At 62.4% G+C, this 1,142-nt stretch carries 1 protein-coding gene; it reads right to left on the bottom strand.

Going from position 1 to position 1,142, the window contains the following annotated elements; translation table 11 throughout:
• Positions 1-1,142: acyl-CoA dehydrogenase family protein (locus tag AZG88_RS35615; RefSeq protein WP_061700441.1), on the bottom strand; the 1,142-nt coding region annotated here is incomplete at both ends.

Here is a 1,142-nt window from a genome sequence, read left to right as displayed (position 1 = left end):
CTTGTGGACCTCGTCCGGTCCGTCCGCGAGACGCAATGTCCTCAGATGGGCGTACATCATGGCGAGCGGGAAGTCGTCGGTGACACCGGCCCCACCGTGCACCTGAATCGCCCGATCCACAATCTTCAACGCAATATTCGGAGCCGCCACCTTGATCGCCGCGATCTCCGTCCGCGCCTCCTTGTTCCCCACCGTATCCATCAGATACGCCGCCTTCAGCGTCAACAACCGGATCATCTCGATCTCGATCCGCGCCTCCGCAATCCAATCCTGAATATTCGCATTCTCACTGACCGGCTTCCCGAACGTCACCCGCGACGACGCCCGACGACACATGAGCTCGAGTGCCCGCTCCGCCATCCCGATCGCCCGCATGCAATGGTGAATCCGGCCCGGACCCAACCGCGCCTGCGAAATCGCGAACCCCTCCCCCTCCCCCTTCAACACATCCGCCACCGGCACCCGCACATCCGCGAAATCGATCTCCGCATGCCCCTCACGATCCTGATACCCGAACACCGGCAACCCCCGCATCACCGTCACCCCCGGCGCATCGATCGGCACCACCATCATCGACTGCTGCCGATGCGGCGCCGCCGACGGATCCGTCTTCCCCATCACGATCAACACCCGGCAATTCCGATGCAACGCATTCGACGCGAACCACTTCCGCCCGTTCAGCACATACTCGTCACCGTCCCGGACCATCGACAACTCCACATTCGTCGCATCCGAACTCGCCACCGCAGGCTCCGTCATCGCGAACGCCGACGCCATCGTCCCCTCCAGCAACGGCTTCAGATACTTCTCCTTGTGCTCGGCCGTACCGAACAACTCGAGCACCTCCATATTGCCCGTATCCGGCGCATTACAATTGCACGCCTCCGACGCAATATGACTGCGCCCCATGATCTCCGCCAACGGCGCATACTCGAGATTCGTCAACCCCGCACCCGTCCCCGGATGCGGATGAAACAGATTCCACAACCCCCGGCGCCGCGCCTCAACCTTCAACTCCTCCAACACCGGCGGCTGGAAATGCGGATCCCCCGACTCCCGCATCTGCTCCTCATACACCGCCTCCGCCGGATACACATGCGAATCCATGAACTCCAGCAGATCGGTCTGCAACTGCTGGGCGC

It is taken from the genome of Rhodococcus sp. LB1 (assembly GCF_001583455.1).
Taxonomy (GTDB): Bacteria; Actinomycetota; Actinomycetes; order Mycobacteriales; family Mycobacteriaceae; genus Rhodococcus_F; species Rhodococcus_F opacus.
The sequence above is the reverse complement of the archived record's forward strand: the minus strand, read 5'-3'. Positions and strand labels throughout refer to the sequence as shown.